Raw genomic sequence first — 15,294 nt, 5'->3', positions numbered from 1 at the left:
GTCAAAGAAGCTCCCGGATCGCAAGGTCCGGGAGTTTTTATTCGGCCGCTGCCCGCACCGTGCTGGATATCTGGTTGATATAGGCCCGCAGCGCCGCCGGTTTGACCGGTTTGTGCTGAACCGAAATCCCGTATTTTTCGGCGTCGCTGCGCACTTCCGGGCTGCGATCGGCCGTCACCAGCAGGGCAGGGATCGTCTTGCCGTAAAATGTCCTGATGAGGCGGATGGCGCTGATGCCGTCGCCATCGTCCAGATGGTAATCGGCGACGATGACGTCGGGGGCTGCGGCCAGAGTGAGGAAGGGTTCCTCCAGCGTCGCCACGGAACCTGCGGGTAAAACCTCACAACCCCATCCCGTCAGGAGCAGCGTCATGCCCTCGAGGATTTTTGGCTCGTTGTCGATGCAGAGCACCCGGACGCCCTGAAGGCGGTCGCTGGCTGCCGGACTGATTGTCCCGTCATCGGCTTTGGCCGGCACGAGGCGATCCGCCTCGCGCGGCAGGTGGATGCGGAAGGTCGTGCCTTTTCCGGGGGTGGAAATCAGCTGGACCGGATGGTGCAGCATGCGCGACAGCCGGTCGACGATGGAAAGACCGAGGCCGAGGCCGGATGCCGTTCTTGCACCCTCGTCCAATCGCGCGAATTCCTTGAAGACGGTGCGAAACTTGGATGAGGGAATGCCGATACCGGAATCCGTCACCTGAATGACCACTTCGCCGCCCCGGCGGCGCGCACCGACGATCACCTTGCCCTTCAGCGTGTATTTGATGGCGTTGGACACCAGATTCTGTATCAGGCGCCGCAGGAGATTGGGGTCGGAGCGGACCGTGAGCGAGGTCGGCATGACCACAAGGTCGAGGTTTTTCTCCTGCGCCATTGGTGCGAAATCGGTTTCGATGCGTTTCAGCAGCTCATTCAGCGGCACGGATGTCATGCGCGCCTTCATCGAGCCGGTGTCGAGACGGGAAATATCGAGAACCGCGCCGAGAATGGTTTCGACCGATTCCAGCGCCGAATCGATATTGTGGACGAGATCACTTTCTCCCGATGCGCCAAGCCGTTCGACCAGCGAGGAAGAATAGAGGCGGGCGGCATTCAGCGGCTGGAGAATATCGTGACCGGCGGCGGCGAAAAACCGTGTCTTGCCGATATTCGCCTCGTCGGCGGATGCTCGCGCTTCCGCCAGTTCCCGGTTGACGCGGGTAAGCTCCACGGTTCGCTCCGCCACGCGCTGCTCCAGCGTCTCGTTTGCTTGTTTCAGCGCCTGATCGCTCGCCACACGCTGGGTGATATCGGTGAAGGTGGCGACGATGCCCTTGTCCGGCATGGTGTTGGAGCGCACTTCGATGATGCGCTCGCCGCCCGCCAGCACCAGTGAGAAGGGCAGGTCCATGGTCAGGAAGCTGGTAATCAGCTCATTCGTGTCGCCATCAGGCATGTCGCCGCGTTCCTGCAGCATCGAAACGATATCCGTGAGCGGTACGCCGACCTGGCCGAATTGCTCGGGCAAATCCAGCAGCGTGCGGAAGCGCCGGTTCCAGATGGTGAGCTGCTGCGAACTGTCAAAAACCGCAATGCCCTGGTCCATCTGGGCGAGCGCGGTCTGCAGCATGTCCTGATTATATTGCAGGGCCTCGCTCGCCTGATCGAGCAGCCATGCCGTGTCCGCGCTGGTGTCTTCCGCCTTCTGAAGGATGATCGAAAGCACCAGACGGGCGGAGGAGGAGCCGATGGCGCTGCCCAGCAACTGTTCGGAGAAATGGATCAGCGCCATGTCCGCCGGCTGGTCGTCATTGAGCTTCCTGCCCGCCGTCTTTTCATAGGTTGCGAGTGACCGCAGCATGCGCTCCTCGCCGAGATAGCGGGCGACCGCGCTTTTGAGGTCGCCGACACTGACACGGGTTTTCCAGCCGCGTGTGGCGAATTGCGATTTCGAGTGGCGCTTGACGAAGATGCCGGACTGGATGCGCTCCACCGGCCTCGGATTGCGCGAAAGCGAGCCGAGCACGAAGGCAAGGCTGTTGACGAGCAGGCTGAGAATGACGGCATTCACGAACGGGTCGGCTTCAGGCCCATTGAACACCGTGCTGCCTGAGAACAGGAAGCCGAGAATGTTCGCCGCGACCTCGGAATTATCCGGCCCACCGAAGCTCGGCAGGAACAGCAGATAGGCCCAGACGAAAAAGCCGGAACTTAAGCCGGCGATTGCGCCTCGCGCATTGGCGCGCCGCCAGAACAGCCCGCCGAACAAGGCCGGCGCCATCTGCGCGATGGCGGCGAATGCCAGAAGGCCGATGGAGGCAAGGCCCGTGGCGCTGTCGGCGGCGCGATAATAGCCATAGCCCAGAAGCAGCACCGCAAAGATTGCCGTTCTGCGGATGTTGAGCAGCGTCTTGGCGAAGTCGTCCCGGTGCGGAGAACGGTTCAGCAGCTTCTGCCGCAGGAAGATCGGCATGACAATGTCGTTGGAAATCATGATCGACAGCGCCACCGAAGCGACGATCACCATCGCGGTCGCCGCCGAAAATCCGCCGATGAAGGTGATCAGCGACACGACCGGCATCTGATGATTGAGCGGCAATTGCAGCACGTAGAGATCGGCATCGCCATTGGCGCCGAGCGTCAGAATGCCGGCCAGCGCAATCGGCAGCACGAAGATGTTGATCGCGATAAGGTAGAGCGGCAGCAGGAACCCCGCCATGCGCAGCTCCTGCGGCGTGCGGTTTTCCACCACGGTGACGTGAAACTGGCGCGGCAGCAGGATGATGGCGAAGCCGGAAAGCAGCGTCATCACGATCCAGCGGCTGACGGGCGTGTGATAGGATATGGCCCGCATGGCCTGTTCGTTGTCGGAGGCGAGCTGCCATAGGTGCACGGGACCGTCGAAGAGCACGAAGAGCACATAAAAGCCGACGGTGCACATGGCGACCAGCTTGACCAGCGATTCCATCGAGATCGCCAGAATGAGCCCGTCCTGATGTTCGGTGGCATCGGTGTGGCGGGTGCCGAACATGACGGCAAACCCCGCCATGACGATGGTGACGACCAGCGGCAGATCGAGGAAGTAGAGATTGCCGCTGCCAATGCCGTAATCGCCGGGATCGACCATCGTCGCCACCGAGCTGGAAACGGCTTTCAGCTGCAGAGCGATATAGGGAATGGCGCCGACGAGCGCGATGATGGCGACGATCATCGCCACGGTGGAGTTCTTGCCGTAACGGGCGGCAATGAAATCCGCAACGGAAGTCAGCTTTTCCGTTTTCGCCAGTTCGACGATGCGGCGGATGATCGGCATGCCGATGGTGAAGGCAAGGATCGGGCCGGTATAGATGCCGAGAAATTCCAGCCCCCTGTCTGCCGCAAGCCCCACACCGCCGAAATAGGTCCAGGAGGTACAATAGATCGCCAGGCTGAGCGCATAGACGAACGGACGCCCCTTGTTCGGAGCGTTTCTTTTGCGGCTCTTCCTGTCCCCATAGCTTGCCACCGCAAACAGCAGCAGGACATAAGCGAAGGCCGAACCGAATATGATCCACCCAGGAAGCACGCATCCTCCCCATGCAAGAATTCCCGAATATCAGCATAGGCGAATTCTCTGCCGTTGAGAATGAGCGCGGTCTGAGCATAAAGTTCAAGGTGAGCGTGCAAAAAAGCTAATAAATGCAATCCCGCGGATTCCAAATGAAGCCCGGACCCTATATGGTTCGACCCGTAGGGACAGTCACATAGCTTCAGCTCGCGAAGCAGGAGAGAGGGACAATCTGAATGCTTAACGAATTTAAAACCTTCATTGCCCGCGGCAATGTCATGGATCTGGCCGTGGGTGTTATTATCGGTGCGGCTTTCAGCAAGATCGTCGACTCCGTCGTCAACGATCTCATCATGCCGATTGTCGGCGCCATCTTCGGCGGGTTCGACTTCTCGAACTACTTCCTGCCGTTGAGTTCCAACGTCAACGCCCCCTCGCTCGCCGCCGCCCGCGAGCAGGGCGCCGTCTTCGCCTACGGCAACTTTCTGACCGTTCTCATCAACTTCCTAATCCTGGCCTGGATCATTTTCCTGATGGTCAAGGGCGTCAACAAGCTTCGTGATTCCGTTGAGCGCAAGAAGGTCGAAGAAAAGCCGGAAGCAGCACCGCCGCCGGAAGACGTCAAGCTCCTCACCGAAATCCGCGATCTGCTGAAGACGCGTTGATTGTCGCCATCGTCCCCGGCCTGATGTGCCGGCCCATGCGGCCGTCGATCTCCTGCCGGGGATGACCCATAAAGAAAATCCATGATCGCCTCACGGAATATCATGCACATGGCTGGTTCGATGCGATAAGAAGGCGCCAAACGGAGTGTCTTTAATGTCCATTTTGAACAGTCTGAGTGCGCGCTCTCTGGCGGCTCCCGAGAGCGGCATTGTTGAAGTCGTGAATTATGCCCGGGGGCGGGACAATCTCCTGCCGCTCTGGGTCGGCGAAGGCGATCTGCCGAGCCCGGACTTCATCAATCAGGCCGCCATCGATGGGCTGAACAACGGCGAAACCTTCTATACCTGGCAGCGCGGCATTCCCGAATTGCGCCAGGCGCTGAGCCGCTATTATCAACGTCATTTCGCGACGTCGCTGCCGCCGGAACATTTTTATGCGACCGGTTCCGGCATGCAGGCCATCGTGCTTGCCGTGCAGGCGCTGACCTCGCCCGGCGACGAAATGGTCTATCTGTCTCCGACATGGCCGAATATCGTCGCCGCCATCGGCGTGGCGGGTGCGAAGGCGGTTCCGGTCGGTATCGATTTCCGCGATGGCCGCTGGAATCTCGACATCAACAGGCTGGAAAGCGCGATCACGGATAAGACGAAGGCGCTTTTCATCAATACGCCCTCCAACCCGACCGGGTGGACGGCGACGCTCGACAATCTCCGCGACGTTCTGATGCTCGCCCGCAAACACGATCTGTGGATCGTCGCCGACGAGATTTATGCGCTTTATCACTATTCCGGCAGCCGTGCGCCGTCCTTCCTCGACGTCATGGAGCCGGACGACAAGATCGTCTTCGCCAACTCCTTCTCGAAGAACTGGTCCATGACCGGCTGGCGCGTCGGCTGGCTTGTCGCCCCGCCGGCCATCGGTCAGGTGATCGAGAATCTCATTCAATATTCCACCTCAGGCGTGGCGCAGTTCATGCAGCGCGGCGCTGTCGCCGCCCTCGATCACGGCGATGGATTCGTCCGCGAGAATTACGAACGCGCTCTGACATCCCGCGACATTCTCTGCGATGCGCTCATCGCGACGAACCGTGTGGAAACCCTGAAGCCGGACGGCGCCCTTTACGCCTTCCTCAAGATTGACGGCGTGACGGACAGCCGGGCGACGGCGCTTGATATCGTCGACAAGACCGGGGTCGGTCTTGCGCCCGGCACGGCCTTCGGCCCGGGAGGGGAACTGTTTCTCCGCGCCTGCTTCCTGCGCAACCCCAGGCAGATAGAAGACGCGGCCGATCGGCTGGCATCCTATATCCTCGGCAGGTAAGCGTCGGCTTTCCGTTCAATGGTTTCCCCTGCGGTGCCGGGATCGCGCTGGGGTAGGGAAATCGACAACAAAATCACAGCGAAGACCTAAAACTGCAACCCCACGGCGCAACCATCGACGTGGGGCATTTTCTGTGATATGCGCTCCTTGTTCCATTTATGAGAACATTTTCACTAATAAATAAAAAGCACTTCATTGCGCTAACCAATCGTAAGCCACCTTTTTAATGGGGCGGTGGATTGGTCGCGTATTCGCTGTGCAAGTAATCAATGATGAAGAATTATTGGCTTTGATGAGCTCAAGAAAAGCAAACAGGGAAGTAGTATCATGGCTGTTCTGGTCACGGGTGGGGCCGGTTATATAGGAAGCCACATGGTGTGGGCTTTGCTCGATGCCGGGGAAGAGGTCGTTGTTGTCGACCGGCTTTCGACGGGGTCGCGCTGGGCTGTTGCGCCGGCGGCGCGTTTTTATCTGGGCGATGCGGCGGACCGCGCCCTGCTGGACCAGATTTTCGAAGAAAACCAGATCGAGACCATCTTCCACTTCGCGGGCTCCGTCAGCGTTCCTGAATCGATCAGCCAGCCGCTCGAATATTACGAAAACAATACGGGCACGACCCGCGCCCTCGTCGCTGCGGCAGTCGCCCATGGCATCCGCAATTTCATCTTCTCCTCGACAGCCGCCGTCTATGGAAACCAGCCCTTTGATGGCCCGGTTCCTGAAACCGCGATCCTCAGCCCGGAAAACCCCTACGGCCTGTCGAAACTCGCCTCCGAAATCATGCTGCGCGATGTCGTGCAGGCGCATGATTTCAACTATGTGGCGCTGCGTTATTTCAACGTCGCTGGAGCCGACCCGCAGGGCCGCGCCGGGCCTTCCCCCACGGGCGTTGCGAACCTCATCAAAGTGGCCTGCGAAGCCGCAACCGGTCGCCGCGATCGGGTGGAAGTTTACGGGACGGATTACCCGACCGCCGATGGCACCGGCGTCCGCGACTATATTCATGTCAGCGATCTGATCGACGCACATATGCTGGCCATGGCGCATCTGCGCGCCGGTGGCGGCACCCGCACGCTCAATTGCGGTTATGGCGTCGGTTATTCGGTTCTGGACGTCCTGCAGGCCGTGCAGCGGGAATCGGGACGCGATTTCCCGATCATCCATTGTCCGCGCCGCGCGGGCGATATTGCCGCCATGGTGGCGGATTCGTCGCGTATCCAGTCGGAACTGGGCTGGCGTCCCCGCTTCAACGATCTGGCGACGATTGTTCGCACCGCGCTTCAGTGGGAGGCCAAACGTCAGGCCCAGCAAAGCGACCGGATTCCGCCCGTGCGGCGCAAGCTGGCTGCAATAGGCTGAACGGCCTTCGCCTCACCGGACACGGTCTTTCTTGACGGAAGCATAGAGCGCCGGCCGATCCGGTGGAGCGGCTGGGCTAAGCCAGCGATCCCGGTCAAAGAAGCTGCGTGTCAGCTTCAACCCCGGCGATTGTTCGTTTGCGAACAAAATCACGTTCAGGCGATGCGGCGCCGTCGGTTCCGGTTTTATGGAAACCGAAATACCGAAATGTTGTGCCTGATAGGGCTGCATCCGGCGTGCCGGCTCCAGCATTTCCGCCAGATCGGCCCAGCGCGTCTGTCCGATGATCATGGCGAGCGCTTCATCGAGCTTCGCCAGAACGGCCGCCCCGTCCGGCGTTTCCGGCGCAACGGCCTTCATCCTGATGGAGCGAATTTCTCCGGAGGCTTCCCCCCTTATTTCAAGAAAGAGCGATGCCCGCTCGGCCGGGTCTGATGCGTTTCCTGCCGCAAGATCGGCCATGCATTCGAAGCTGCGGATGTTGACCGGGCTCGCGTGCCAGCCCTGCGGGTTGGAGAAACCTGCGGCGGTAAAGCGCTCGCAAAGCTCCTTGCCGGAAACAACGAAATCGCGGGCGAAAGATGCTCTGTCGCCCATTTGCTCGAACTTCAGCAGATGCGGCGGCAGAGAGACTTTTTGGGTGGCGAGTTTCTGCCGTTTGACGGGCTTCATCTTCGGTGGCGTGGCGGACTGGATGGCGGGCGCCAGATTGAGATAGGTCAGCAGGCTTTTAAGGTGCTTCTTGTCATTGGCCAGCAGCACCGTCGCGCCTATGGCAAGGCAAACGGCCAGCACCGCAAACAGCAGCGCGCCATGGCTCACTCTCTTCTGCAAGCCTGCGTCCATCGCAAGACCTTAAGGGGCTGGCGGAAAAAGGCGTCAGCCGGTTTTGATATGGTTTTTCGGGCTGTCGGCAACCCGGTGAATATGTGGTGCGAGCGGTTGCTCTGAAAATCTTATGCAATTCACCGCCGAAGTTTCCGGCAGTGCAGGTTCTCATTCGGCGTTATTCTTGCCGCCGTCCTGTCCGCCGGCGCTGCTTTCATCGTCCGCGACCGGAATGGCGTAGGAGCCGTTCAGCCAGCGAGCGAGATCGAGCGAGCGGCAGCGATCCGAACAGAAAGGGTAGTCTTCGCGCGTCGATGGCCGCCCGCATTCCGGGCATGGCTGGGATTTGCGAAGCGGGGTGACGTTTCCAGCGCCTTCAGTGGGGGACTTTGCCATGGCCTATCCTTCGAGCCAGCCCGAAGTCACCTCAAATCCTTCTCCGGAAAGAAGCGACATGGTTTCATAAAGCGGCAGGCCGACGACATTGGTATAGGAGCCGGTCAGTTTCTGCACGAAGGCGCCGGCAATGCCCTGGATGCCATAGGCTCCCGCCTTGCCGCGCCACTGGCCCGACGCGATGTAAGCCTCGATCTCCCGCGTGGAGAGGCGCTTGAAGCGCACCTTGGTCTCCGCCACCTTCTGCCGGATCTTGCCGCCGGGGGTCACGAGGCAGATGCCGGTATAGACCCAATGGCTGCGTCCCGAAAGAAGATGCAGTGCCGCCGAGGCCTCTTCCGTATATTCGGCCTTGCCAACGATGCGGCGACCGACGGCGACCACCGTATCGGATCCCAGGACATAGGCGTCTTTCCACGCCTGCTCGTTCTTCAGCGCCGCCTGCGCGGCTTCCGCCTTCTGCAAGGACAGACGGCGGCAGAGCGTGCGCGGATGCTCGAGCTTGGCCGGCGTCTCGTCTATATCCATCGGCATCAGACGTGCCGGTTCGATACCGATCTGATGCAGCAGCTCCAGACGCCGCGGCGAGCCGGATGCCAGAACGAGCTTTTGTTTTGAATTGGTCATTGCGCTGCCCGGGCGTCCGATGCGGAAGGTGGATTACTTGAAGCGATAGGTGATGCGGCCCTTGGTGAGGTCGTACGGCGTCATTTCGACCAGCACCTTGTCGCCGGCCAGAACGCGGATACGGTTCTTGCGCATGCGGCCCGCCGTGTGGGCGATGATTTCGTGGTCGTTCTCAAGCTTCACGCGGAATGTTGCGTTTGGCAGCAATTCGGTTACGATGCCCGGGAATTCAAGGACTTCTTCTTTTGTCATGTAAGGGTTTTCTTCCTGTTGATAGTGCCGGACATATCGAGTCCGGGAAAATTGCGCGGAAACTACACAATCCCGGCACATTTGTGAACCTCTAAAGCATCGGCTTGAAAATCGCGATTGATTTTAACAGGCCGAGGCAATTTTCAGTCTTTTGAAAGCGTATCCGCCACCGGCTGCTGCCGCCCCGGCAGTCGTTCCGAGATCAGCTTTGCCAGATGGTCCCGCACCTCGCGATAGGCGTCGAGGATTTGCTCGCGCGTGCCCGTGATCACCGTTGGGTCCATGGTCGGCCAGTAGACCACGTCCAGTGAATTCGAGCGCGTCAGTTCCAGTGCGGCGTGATGGGCTTCGGGCGTCAATGTAATGATCAGATCGAAAAAATCATCCTCGATCTCGTCCAGAGTGCGTGGTTTGTGCTTGCCGAGCGAAAAACCCTGTTCTTCCAGCACCGCATCCACGAAGGGATCGCGCTCGCCGGCCCGCACGCCTGCCGACTGGATGTAGATGCCGGGCGCCACCAGCCGTTTGGCGATGACCTCGGCCATGGGGGAACGGATGGAGTTCATGCCGCACATGAAGAGGACCGATTTGGGCGCTCGTCCCTCGTTTGGCGCTGCGGCAGGATCGATCATCTCTAACCCCGCCAATAAAGCACGCAGACAAGGGTGAAGAGACGGCGCGCCGTGTCGAAATCCACCTTTATCTTGCCGGAAAGCCTATCCATCAGCGTCTGCGAGCCGTCATTGTGAATGCCGCGCCGGCCCATGTCGATTGCCTCGATCTGGCTCGGCGTAGAGGAGCGGATCGCCTCGTAATAGCTTTCGCAGATCAGGAAATAATCCTTGATGATGCGGCGGAACGGCGTCAGCGACAGAATATGGGTCGCGACATCCTTCTCGTCTTCGGTGCGGATTGAAAAAACCAGCTTGGCATCGACCAGCGATATATGCAGCCGATAGGGGCCGCCATCGTGGCCAAAGGGTTCGAAGCTGTTTTCTTCGATGAGGTCGAAAATGGCGACGGCGCGTTCATGCTCCACATCGGGCGTGGACCGGCCGATGCTGTCGTCCAGTACCACGTCGCAAAGCCGGAAATCGCCTGAAGCCATCGCTTAACTTTCCGGATTGAGGCGAATGGAGACGGAACGCGCATGCGCGTCCAGTCCCTCGGACCGGGCAAGGGTGATGGCCGCGGGCGCAAGCTGTCGCAACTGCTCCGGTCCAAGCCGCAGGATCGAGGTGCGCTTGACGAAATCCAGCACCGAGAGGCCAGAGGAGAAGCGCGCCGACCGCGCTGTCGGGAGCACGTGGTTGGAGCCGCCGACATAATCGCCGATCACTTCCGGCGTATGGCGTCCGACGAAGATCGCGCCGGCATTGCGGATATGCGCCATCAGGGCATCCGGGTCATCGACGGCAAGTTCCAGATGCTCGGCGGCGATACGGTTGGCGAGCGGAATGGCGTCGGTGAGCTTTTCGACCAGAATGACTGCGCCGAAATCGGCCCAGCTTGCCGCCGCCGTCTCGGAGCGTGACAGGCGCTTCAACTGCCGCTCGATAGCGGCTTCAACGGCCTTGCCGAGCTCGGCATTGTCGGTGATGAGGATGGATTGCGCGCCGCGATCATGCTCCGCCTGCGCCAGAAGATCGGCGGCAAGCCAGTCCGGATCATTGTCGCTGTCGGCAATAACCAGCACTTCGGAGGGACCGGCGATCATGTCGATGCCGACGGTGCCGAAGACCTGACGCTTGGCGGCCGCCACATAGGCATTGCCGGGGCCGACGATCTTGGCGACCGGCGCGATGGTTTGCGTGCCATAGGCAAGTGCGGCGACGGCCTGTGCGCCGCCGATGCGATAGATTTCCTCGACGCCCGCAATACGCGCTGCAGCCAGCACCGCCGGATTGACCGCGCCGCCATTGGCCGGCACGACCATGACTATGCGCTCCACACCGGCGACCCTGGCAGGAACGGCGTTCATCAGCACCGAGCTTGGATAGCTCGCCGTGCCGCCGGGCACATAAAGGCCCACGGCCTCGATGGCGGTCCAGCGCGAGCCGAGGCCCACGCCGATATCGTCCTCGTAAATATCGTCCTTCGGCATCTGCCGCGCATGGTGTTTTTCGATACGCCGGGCGGCGAGTTCTAGCGCCTCGATGACGCTGCTGTCGACGACGGCAAAGGCCGCGTCGATCTCGTCCGCCGTGACACGCATCGAAACCTTGGTGAAATCGATACCGTCGAATTTCTGGGAATAATGGGCAAGGGCCGCATCGCCGCGATGTCGGACATCGTTGATGATGTCGCGAACGGTTGCGTTGACGTCTTCGGAAACTTCTCTCTTGGTTGTCAGGAAGGCCGCGAATTTCTGTTCGAAATCCGCCGACGCCTGCTCCAGCCAGATTGCCACGCCATTACCCTTTCATTGTCCCCGCGGGCGATCCCGCGAGGTGCACGAACTTACCGCAGAAAAATTGCGGTTCTGGTATGTGGCATAAATCGAAACGGTGACGAAAGGCAACCGTTGCAATGGCGCGGTGTGCTTATTCGCTGTCTGGATGATGTGGTTTGGCAGCCGTTTCCCAGGCGCCGCTCACATCGGTCAATTGCGCCTCGATGCATTCGACATCGAGCGCGATGGCGCCGCCGCCCGAAAGCGTCAATTCCACGGCTCCATCAGGTCCTTCGCCGTTCTGCACGAAGCGGATGGCAAGAAGCGACAGCACCTGTTCCCTGTCGGCGCGGTTGATGCCGTGCGAGCGGACGGCGGAGACGCGTTTCAGGAAAACGACGCTGCGGCAGCGTTCCGGCGGCAGGTTCTTTTTGTCGGTGCTTTCCCAGACGAAACGGTTGGCGGAAAGCGTGAACTGGCCGTGCTTCGGCTCGAAGGCAACATCCTTCAGCTTGAAGACACTGTCCTGCATATGCGTCGAGATGACGGAGAGATCTTCAGTATCCAGCGCGAGCAATTTCAGGCCGCTCATCTTTTTCTTCCTTTTTCTGCGGTGCGGACCGCTATTTCCATGACTTACATTGGAAATAGGCAGTCCGGGCCCACTCTGCAACGGGTAGAAAACGGATGAGCGGCGAAGACAGGATCAATCGCTGACGCGTTCGACCAGTGCACCGCAGCGGGTGAGCTTTTCCTCGAGGCGTTCGAAGCCGCGATCGAGGTGGTAGACGCGCGAAACCATGGTCTCGCCTTCCGCCACCAGGCCGGCAATAACCAGCGACACGGAAGCGCGCAGATCGGTGGCCATGACAGGCGCCCCCTTCAGGCGGGAGACGCCCTCGATGCGGGCCATCTGGCCGGAAAGCGAAATCTTCGCACCGAGACGGGCGAGTTCCTGCACATGCATGAAGCGGTTTTCAAAGATGGTTTCGGTGATATGCGACACACCCTGCGAACGGGTCATCAGCGCCATGAACTGCGCCTGCAGATCGGTGGGGAAGCCAGGGAAGGGCTCGGTGACGATATCGACCGGCTGGATGCCGTTGCCGTTGCGCACGACGCGAAGGCCGGTTTCCGTCTCACTGATCGTGGCGCCTGCAAGCCTGAGCGTGTCGAGCGCGTTGTCGAGCAGCGCTGCGCGCGTGCCTTCCAGCACCACATCACCGCCGGTCATTGCCACTGCCATGGCATAGGTGCCGGTTTCGATACGATCCGGCAGAACGCGGTGGCGCGCGCCGGAAAGCGAGGAAACACCTTCGATGGTGATGGTGGAGGTGCCGGCGCCTTGGATCTTCGCACCCATGGCGATCAGGCATTGCGCCAGGTCCACCACTTCCGGCTCGCGGGCGGCGTTGTGGATGACGGTGGTGCCGCGGGCAAGGCTTGCGGCCATCAGCATCACATGCGTCGCGCCGACGGAGACTTTCGGGAAGGTGTAAACCGCACCGATCAGGCCGCCCTTGGGTGCCGTGGCGTTGATGTAGCCGCCGTCGATCTCCATCGTTGCGCCTAGCGCCTCAAGGCCCTCGATGAACAGGTCGACCGGGCGCGTGCCGATGGCGCAGCCGCCGGGCAGGGAAACGCGGGCGCGGCCCTCGCGCGCCAGAAGCGGGCCGATGACCCAGAAGCTTGCGCGCATTTTGGACACCAGCTCGTAAGGTGCGGTGGTATCGACAATGGTGCGGCAGGTGAAGTGCACGGTGCGGGAATAGGCCTCGCCCTGGCTTTCGCGGCGACCGTTGACGGAAATATCGACGCCGTGATTGCCGAGAATGCGGATGAGTTGCTCAACGTCCGCCAGATGCGGCACGTTTTCGAGCGTCAGCGTGTCGCTGGTCAGAAGCGATGCGATCATCAACGGCAGGGCGGCGTTTTTGGCGCCGGAGATGGGAATGATGCCGTTTAGCTTGTTGCCACCCGTAATTCTGATGCGATCCATGCGTCCCTACGGGCCTGTGCCCGCCTTTCTTTATCGTGCCTTGCGGAAAGGCGCGTCCTTAGACGAATTTCCGCAGCGTTTCAATTTATGCTTGGTGAATTCTCTATGAGGATGATTCGTCCGTTTTTGCGGCAGGCAGGCCAATCGTCTCGTCTTCTTCGCCGGCACGGCGCGCACGAACCTGCTGTTTGCGCTTCAAAAGATTTTCACGGAGCTTCTTGGCCGCCCGCGCCTTGCGCTCCGCCTCGCGCTGCCGCGCCTTTTCGCCGGGACCCGCCTGCGGCTTGCCATCGGCCACCGGGGCGGATGCTTCCGCGGAAGCGCCGGCGGAAACCGCTGCCTTTGCCTGTTTGTCATGATGTTCGTTCATAGATTCAGCAATATCTGAAAAATGTATTTTTCAACAGGGGGCACGCTTTTTTGCCCCGCTTGATGAAGAATATCGTTTTGCGACTTGCGCTCGTCAAAAACCTATGGCAATAGGCCGCCACGCTTGATGCTGAAGCAAACGCTTCGGCACCGGATGCTGCTATAGCTCAGGGGTAGAGCACTCCCTTGGTAAGGGAGAGGCCGAGAGTTCAAATCTCTCTAGCAGCACCATTTCTCTCTAAAATTTCAAATGTTTACGTGGTTTTTGAACAGATCGCCTGCGGCGGTTGATGCATGCGCGCGCCGCGCAGTTCGGGGCAAATGGAAAACCGCGCCCCTTGCGAAGCGCGGTTTCCATATCCGAATATTCTGTTGCTGCCAGAGCGGGACGAAACCGCCCGTAGCCATCGGGCGCCGCTTACTGACGGAATAGCGACAGGATATTTTCGGAGCTGGTATTGGCGATGGAAAGCGACTGGATGCCCAGCTGCTGCTGTGTTTGCAATGCCTTGAGGCGTGTTGATTCTTCGTTCATATCCGCATCCACCAGGCGGCCGATGCCACTGTCGATGGAGTCGGTGAGCTTGGAGATGAAATCTTCCTGCAGGCCGATGCGCATCTTGATGGAGCCGAGAGCGGAGGAGGCGCTGCTAAGCGACTGAAACGCGGTTTCGACATCGGTGAGAAGATTGCCGATCGTGTAGGTTGGGGGCGTTGCGCTATCGAAAAGCTTGAGATCGATGTCCCACACGGAAATGCCCGAGGCCGTCCCGACCTGTCCGATGATGCCCTTCGTCGTATCGACCGTTGCAGGTGTGCCGGTCAGGCCGAAAATCACGTTGGCTGTTTCCGTCGCGGTCGTCGTGTCAACAAGGGTATAGTCGGTTTTCGTCACGCTGACCGAACCGCTGCCGTCACGGACAAAGCCGGAAACCACGGTCTTGTCGCCGGTGCCCAGCAACCAGTTTTCGCCGCTGAAAGACGCGCCCTGCGCAATCGATTCCAGCTGCTTTTTCAGCTGGTCGATTTCTTCCTGAATCTTCGTCTTGTCGACACCCTCTTCGGTTGCCGCAACGATTTTCGATTTGATTTCTTTCACCACTTCGACGGCGCTTTCCATTGCGGAATAAGCGACATCGATCTTCGCCGCACCCAGTCCCAGTGCATCCTGAACCGCGGAAAGGGCCATGTTGTCCGAACGCATGGTGGTCGCGATCGACCAGTAAGCGGCGTTGTCGGAAGCCGTTTTAACGCGCAGCCCGGAAGAAACTCTGGATTGTGTGTCTTCGAGCTGGCCGCTGATTGCACGCAGTGTCTGAAGCGCCGACATGGCGGCGGTGTTTGTCAGAATACTTGTCATAATTGCCCCTCTGAGCTGGCTAAATGGGAAGGGACATTCCGGGATCGCCGGAAACGACAACGCGGCGTGATGCCTGTTAACCTCTTTTTCGTCTTGGTTAACGAGTCGTTTCGATGGCTTGATTTAGCGGTGATTTGGTTAATGAAGTCTTAATCGGGAAATTTATGAATTTTGCAGTCAAACGCACAAACAAAAAC

At 59.8% G+C, this 15,294-nt stretch carries 15 protein-coding genes and 1 tRNA gene; 4 read left to right on the top strand and 12 right to left on the bottom strand.

Annotated features, from left to right (window positions below; all coding sequences use genetic code 11):
• Positions 1–37: 37 nt before the first annotated feature.
• Positions 38–3,547 (bottom strand): PAS-domain containing protein, encoded by a 3,510-nt coding sequence (locus tag ACIK7D_RS05285; RefSeq protein ID WP_400155759.1) that lies wholly within the window; start codon positions 3,545–3,547, stop codon positions 38–40.
• Positions 3,548–3,765: 218 nt separating this feature from the next.
• Between ACIK7D_RS05285 and mscL the strand changes: the two genes are divergently transcribed.
• The 3 genes from mscL to galE all read left to right on the top strand — a co-directional run bounded on the left by mscL (position 3,766) and on the right by galE (position 6,874).
• A complete protein-coding gene (gene mscL, locus ACIK7D_RS05280) occupies positions 3,766–4,194 on the top strand; it encodes a large conductance mechanosensitive channel protein MscL (protein ID WP_080817885.1) in 429 nt (142 codons plus the stop codon).
• A gap of 154 nt (positions 4,195–4,348) precedes the next feature.
• Positions 4,349–5,515, top strand: a complete 1,167-nt coding sequence (locus tag ACIK7D_RS05275; RefSeq protein ID WP_400155758.1) for a pyridoxal phosphate-dependent aminotransferase — start codon at positions 4,349–4,351, stop codon at positions 5,513–5,515.
• 327 nt (positions 5,516–5,842) lie between these two features.
• The gene (gene galE / locus ACIK7D_RS05270; protein WP_080817881.1) at positions 5,843–6,874 is read left to right on the top strand and encodes a UDP-glucose 4-epimerase GalE; all 1,032 of its coding nucleotides are present in this window, start codon (positions 5,843–5,845) and stop codon (positions 6,872–6,874) included.
• Positions 6,875–6,886: 12 nt separating this feature from the next.
• On the opposite strand, the gene ACIK7D_RS05265 is transcribed toward galE, so the two are convergent.
• From ACIK7D_RS05265 to ACIK7D_RS05220, 10 genes are all read right to left on the bottom strand, one after another.
• Positions 6,887–7,720, bottom strand: a complete 834-nt coding sequence (locus ACIK7D_RS05265) for a DUF6030 family protein (RefSeq protein ID WP_400155757.1) — start codon at positions 7,718–7,720, stop codon at positions 6,887–6,889.
• Between the two features lie 150 nt (positions 7,721–7,870).
• Positions 7,871–8,098 carry a DNA gyrase inhibitor YacG gene (gene yacG, locus ACIK7D_RS05260; RefSeq protein WP_065654468.1) on the bottom strand — a complete coding sequence of 76 codons (228 nt, stop codon included), beginning with the start codon at positions 8,096–8,098 and terminating at the stop codon, positions 7,871–7,873.
• A gap of 3 nt (positions 8,099–8,101) precedes the next feature.
• Positions 8,102–8,725 carry a Maf-like protein gene (locus ACIK7D_RS05255; protein ID WP_020010410.1) on the bottom strand — a complete coding sequence of 208 codons (624 nt, stop codon included), beginning with the start codon at positions 8,723–8,725 and terminating at the stop codon, positions 8,102–8,104.
• Positions 8,726–8,758: 33 nt separating this feature from the next.
• Positions 8,759–8,977: a translation initiation factor IF-1 gene (gene infA / locus ACIK7D_RS05250; protein WP_003503453.1), complete on the bottom strand. Its 219-nt coding sequence runs from the start codon at positions 8,975–8,977 to the stop codon at positions 8,759–8,761.
• Between the two features lie 143 nt (positions 8,978–9,120).
• Positions 9,121–9,609, bottom strand: a complete 489-nt coding sequence (locus ACIK7D_RS05245; protein WP_003503450.1) for a low molecular weight phosphatase family protein — start codon at positions 9,607–9,609, stop codon at positions 9,121–9,123.
• A 2-nt stretch (positions 9,610–9,611) separates the two neighbouring features.
• Entirely contained in the window at positions 9,612–10,085 is a 474-nt protein-coding gene (locus tag ACIK7D_RS05240) for a UPF0262 family protein (RefSeq protein WP_080817879.1), read from the bottom strand.
• A 3-nt stretch (positions 10,086–10,088) separates the two neighbouring features.
• Positions 10,089–11,387 (bottom strand): histidinol dehydrogenase, encoded by a 1,299-nt coding sequence (gene hisD / locus ACIK7D_RS05235; protein ID WP_400155756.1) that lies wholly within the window; start codon positions 11,385–11,387, stop codon positions 10,089–10,091.
• A gap of 133 nt (positions 11,388–11,520) precedes the next feature.
• Positions 11,521–11,961 (bottom strand): DUF2948 family protein, encoded by a 441-nt coding sequence (locus ACIK7D_RS05230; protein WP_004432481.1) that lies wholly within the window; start codon positions 11,959–11,961, stop codon positions 11,521–11,523.
• A gap of 114 nt (positions 11,962–12,075) precedes the next feature.
• On the bottom strand, positions 12,076–13,368 hold the full coding sequence (gene murA / locus ACIK7D_RS05225; RefSeq protein ID WP_262534792.1) for a UDP-N-acetylglucosamine 1-carboxyvinyltransferase: 1,293 nt from the start codon (positions 13,366–13,368) through the stop codon (positions 12,076–12,078).
• 103 nt (positions 13,369–13,471) lie between these two features.
• Complete coding sequence (locus ACIK7D_RS05220; RefSeq protein ID WP_004432485.1) at positions 13,472–13,738, bottom strand: hypothetical protein; 267 nt, start codon at positions 13,736–13,738, stop codon at positions 13,472–13,474.
• A 155-nt stretch (positions 13,739–13,893) separates the two neighbouring features.
• Between ACIK7D_RS05220 and ACIK7D_RS05215 the strand changes: the two genes are divergently transcribed.
• Positions 13,894–13,968, top strand: a tRNA-Thr gene (locus ACIK7D_RS05215).
• Between the two features lie 187 nt (positions 13,969–14,155).
• Here ACIK7D_RS05215 and ACIK7D_RS05210 read toward each other — a convergent pair.
• On the bottom strand, positions 14,156–15,097 hold the full coding sequence (locus ACIK7D_RS05210; protein ID WP_080817870.1) for a flagellin: 942 nt from the start codon (positions 15,095–15,097) through the stop codon (positions 14,156–14,158).
• Between the last annotated feature and the right edge of the window lie 197 nt (positions 15,098–15,294).

Origin of the sequence: Agrobacterium sp. P15N1-A, assembly GCF_044626815.1 — a bacterium.
Lineage (GTDB): Bacteria > Pseudomonadota > Alphaproteobacteria > Rhizobiales > Rhizobiaceae > Agrobacterium > Agrobacterium leguminum.
This window is presented reverse-complemented; position numbering and strand designations above follow the sequence as displayed.